The following is a 4052-nucleotide window of genomic DNA, read 5'->3' on the forward strand; positions in this document are numbered from 1 at the left end:
GGCCACAAAGGCGGTCCGCCCGGCCTCCACGACCGTGACGTGGTGGTAACCCGGCGGCGCATGCAGTTGATCAGGGTTAATGCGAGTGATCTTCGCCGTCATGCGGCCAAGCATGGTTCAACGGCCCAGTGGAGCGCACCCAAGTTTGAAACCGTGACGCACGATCATCGGCATGAGCGTACGTTCCCCGCATCTCAAGATCGCGCCGATGAGCGAGACATGGGCGACGACGTTCGTGATCTAGGGTGGATACGGCGATGGTTGGCCGTCGTTCGTCTCGCTGCTGGCCGGTCTTGCAGTGATCTTGCGGTGCGGGGAGCATCGGTATGGTTTGCTGCCAGCTCCTGTCGATCATCGGGGCGCGCTATGGAATTCCGGCTGTTCGGTGGTGTGCAACTGGAGTGTGCAGGCCAGTTACTCGATGTCGGATCGCCGCGGCAGCAAGCCGTGCTTGCCGCGTTGGCGGTGGATGTGGGACGGCCGGTGGCCATCGAGACTCTCATCGATCGGGTTTGGGGTGACACGCCGCCGGTCGAGGCGCGTAATGTGCTGTATTCGCATCTGAGCCGCATCCGTCAGCTGCTGCGGCACGCCACCGGTCTGTCCGACGCGGTGGCGCGGATCGACCGCCGCAGCGCCGGCTACGTTCTGGACGTTGACCCAGATGCAGTGGACCTGCGCCGGTTTACGCGGTTGGCCGAGCAAGGTACAAACCTGCGCAATGCCGACGAGGATCGGGCGTCCGCGTTGACCGAGGCGTTGATCCTGTGGCGGGGATCGCCGCTGGCCGGAATATCCGGTGACTGGGCCGATCAGATTCGGGGCAGCTGGCATCGGCGGCGGCTGGACGCTGCGGTGCAGTGGGGCGAGCTCGAGCTCAAGCTCGGTCGCGCCAACGGGGTGATCAGCATTGTCCCCGACCTCATCGTGGAATATCCGCTGGCGGAGCCGCTGGAAGGCCTGCTCATGCGCGCTCTGCACACGGCCGGTCGGGACGCGGAGGCCATCGAGCGTTACGCCGTCATCCGCGATCGGCTCGCCGACGAGCTCGGCACCGATCCCGGCCCCGAACTCCGCGCTTTGCACGCTGCGATCCTGCGGGGCGAACTGCTGGCGCCGGACCGGGACGGCTCCCCGGGCATGGAGCCGGTACTCCCGCCACCGGTACCGCGGCAGCTGCCCGCCCACACGTCGCGGTTCGCCGGTCGCGCGGCCGAGCTCGATCAGCTCACCACCTTTCTCGACGAGTCCACCCACGACCGCGGCGGAACGGTGGTGATCACCGCGATCGATGGCACCGCCGGGGTCGGTAAGACCGCGCTGGCGCTGCATTGGGCCCACCGGGTCGCGGAACGGTTCCCCGACGGACAGTTGTACGTGAACCTGCGCGGCTTTGACCCCACCAACACTCCCGTGTCTTCTGCCGAGGCGTTGCGCGGGTTCCTGCACGCCCTCGGTGTGCCTTCCGAGGGCATTCCGACCACGCTGGATGCCCAGGCAGGTTTGTATCGCAGTCTCGCGGCGGATCGTCGCCTGCTGGTGGTTCTGGACAACGCCCGCGATGCCGAGCAGGTGCGGTCGCTGCTGCCGGCCAGCCCCGCCTGCTTGGTCGTGGTCACCAGCCGCAACCAGCTCGCCGACCTCAGTGTCCGGGAAGGAGCCCGCACCCTCACGCTGGACCTGCTCACACCGCGGGAGGCGCGCGCACTGCTGACCCGCCACCTCGGACACGACCGCGTCCGCGCCGAACCCGACGCAGTCACCGAGCTGATCGAACACTGCTCCCGGCTGCCACTGGCCCTGGCGATCGTGGCCGCGCGGGCCAATACCCACCCCGGCTTGAGCCTGCGGGTGTTGGCCAAAGAACTCTCCGATGTACCCACCCGGTTGGCGGGGTTGGACACCGGGGAGGCCACCACCAGCATGCGTGCCGTGTTCTCCTGGTCCTACAACCACCTCAGCGCTCCGGCCGCCCGGATGTTCCGTCTCTTCGGCCTCCATCCGGGTCCCGACATCGCCCTCCCGGCCGCCGCCCGGCTCGCCGACCTGGATCTGGCCCAGGCCCGAGAAGCGCTGGGCGAGCTGATCCGAGCGCGCCTGCTCACCCAGTACGTCCCCGGCCGGTATACGTGTCACGACCTCCTGCGAGCCTACGCCGTGAGTCTCGCTGCCACATATGACCCGCAGGATGATCAGGGCCGTGCGCTCGTCCGGGTGTTCAACCACTACCTGCACACCACCGCCGCTGCGCTGCACATTCTGCATCCCCACGACGAACACTCACCCCACATCGCGGCATCAGCCACGACTACGTCATCGGTCACCGACCTCACGACGGCCGAAGCCTGGTTCGACATCGAACGGGCGAATCTCACCACGACCATCGCCCACAGCGCGGCGTACGGCTGGCACGCCTACGTCCACCGTCTGGCCAACATGCTGCTCGTGCGCTACGCCGAACTCGGAGACGCCTATCCGGGCCGTATCTACGCGCACGCCCTGCAAGCCGCTCAGTACACCGGGGATCAAGCCACCGAAGCGTTTGCGCTAACCTACATCGGCATCAACCAATGGGTGCAGGGCTGTTACCAGCAGGCCACAGACCACCTCCGACAGGCCATTGTGATCGCCCGCGACACCGGTAACTGTGTCGGTGAAGTCCTCGCGCTGAACTATCTCGGCCTCGTCCAATGGAGACAAGGGCAATACCCGGCGGCGACCGAGAACTACCGACGCGCCCTGACGATCTCCCGCGACAACGACATTCGAGTCGGCGAAGCCACCGCGCTGAACCACCTCGGGCTCATTCACTGGCAGCAGTGCCAGTACGAACGAGCCACAGAGCGCTTCCAACACGCCGTCGCGATCGCCCGTGCGATCGGGTTTCAGCTCGGTGAAGCCTTCGCACTGAACAACGTGGGTGCCGTCCACTGCGGACAGGGCCGCTACGGGCTGGCGACCGAGCACCACCAGCAAGCGCTCACCATCGCCCGGGAGATCATCGACCGGAACATCGAAGCTGTCGCACTGAACAACGTGGGTGTCGTCCACTGCCGGCAGGGCCGCTACGGGCAAGCCACCGAGCACCACCAGCAAGCGCTCACCATCTGCCGTGAGATCGGATTCCGGCTCGGCGAAGCCCTGGCTCGAGATGATCTCGGCGTCGCCCTGTGCCGGCAGGGCCGCTACGGGCAGGCGACCGAGCACCACGAGCAGGCCATCGCCATCTGCCACGAGATCAACGACCGCGCCAGCGAACCCCGCATGCTCAACCACCTCGCGGAGGCCAACCAGGCGGACGGACACCTCGACCAGGCACGCACCCACCACACCGCAGCCCTCACCCTGGCCACCGAACTCGGCGACCTCTACGAACAAGCCCGCGCCTACCACGGCCTCGCCCGCCACCACCACGCCACCGGCAACCACACCCAAACCCGCCGCTACCTGCTGCAAGCGCTGGCTCTCTATGCCGACCTGGACGTCCCCGACGCCGACGCCGCCCGAGCCCACCTCACCGCCCTCGATCAGCCCTGACCAACACCCACACGTCTACATCGGCGTCAGGATCGCGTCCCCGCACCAGCTCACCGACGGCGCCGATCGCTCGCCCGCTCTGGTGGACTCACTACCAACCTCGCAACGATCGTCGTGGCGGCGGCAGAAACGGGCTGGTCAACGTCAGTAGCCCCGACGGGATTCGAACCCGCGCCCCCGCCTCCGGAGCGACATCCCACGGCACCGTCCAAGCGGCGAACGCCGACGCGGCGGCAGGCCGTTCGCCCCAACTCCGGCACGGACCAAGCACCGGCCTACCGCGCCTCCAGGCCAGATACCGGACCCGTCCCGGTCGCCACCAAACCGCGCGGTATGCGGCATTACCGGATGCTCAGTGGCATGGCGTCGCGTGGCGTTGGTCGAGAGTGCACCGTCATGCCGGCAGCGCCGCGGTGAGGTCTACTTCGATGAGTTGGCCGGGGAACCCCAGTCGCGTGACCCCGAGCAAGGTGCTCGCGGTGGTGAACGCGGCCCCGAGGGGCGACCGAGTCAGC

The 4052-nt window shown here is 67.4% G+C and carries 1 protein-coding gene; it reads left to right on the forward strand.

Annotated elements, in window-relative coordinates:
- Positions 1-366 precede the first annotated feature (366 nt).
- Entirely contained in the window at positions 367-3537 is a 3171-nt protein-coding gene (locus VGX25_RS34730) for an AfsR/SARP family transcriptional regulator (RefSeq protein ID WP_326922225.1), read from the forward strand.
- Positions 3538-4052: the final 515 nt, after the last annotated feature.

This window comes from Actinophytocola sp. (genome assembly GCF_035942955.1).
Lineage (GTDB): Bacteria > Actinomycetota > Actinomycetes > Mycobacteriales > Pseudonocardiaceae > DASYTH01.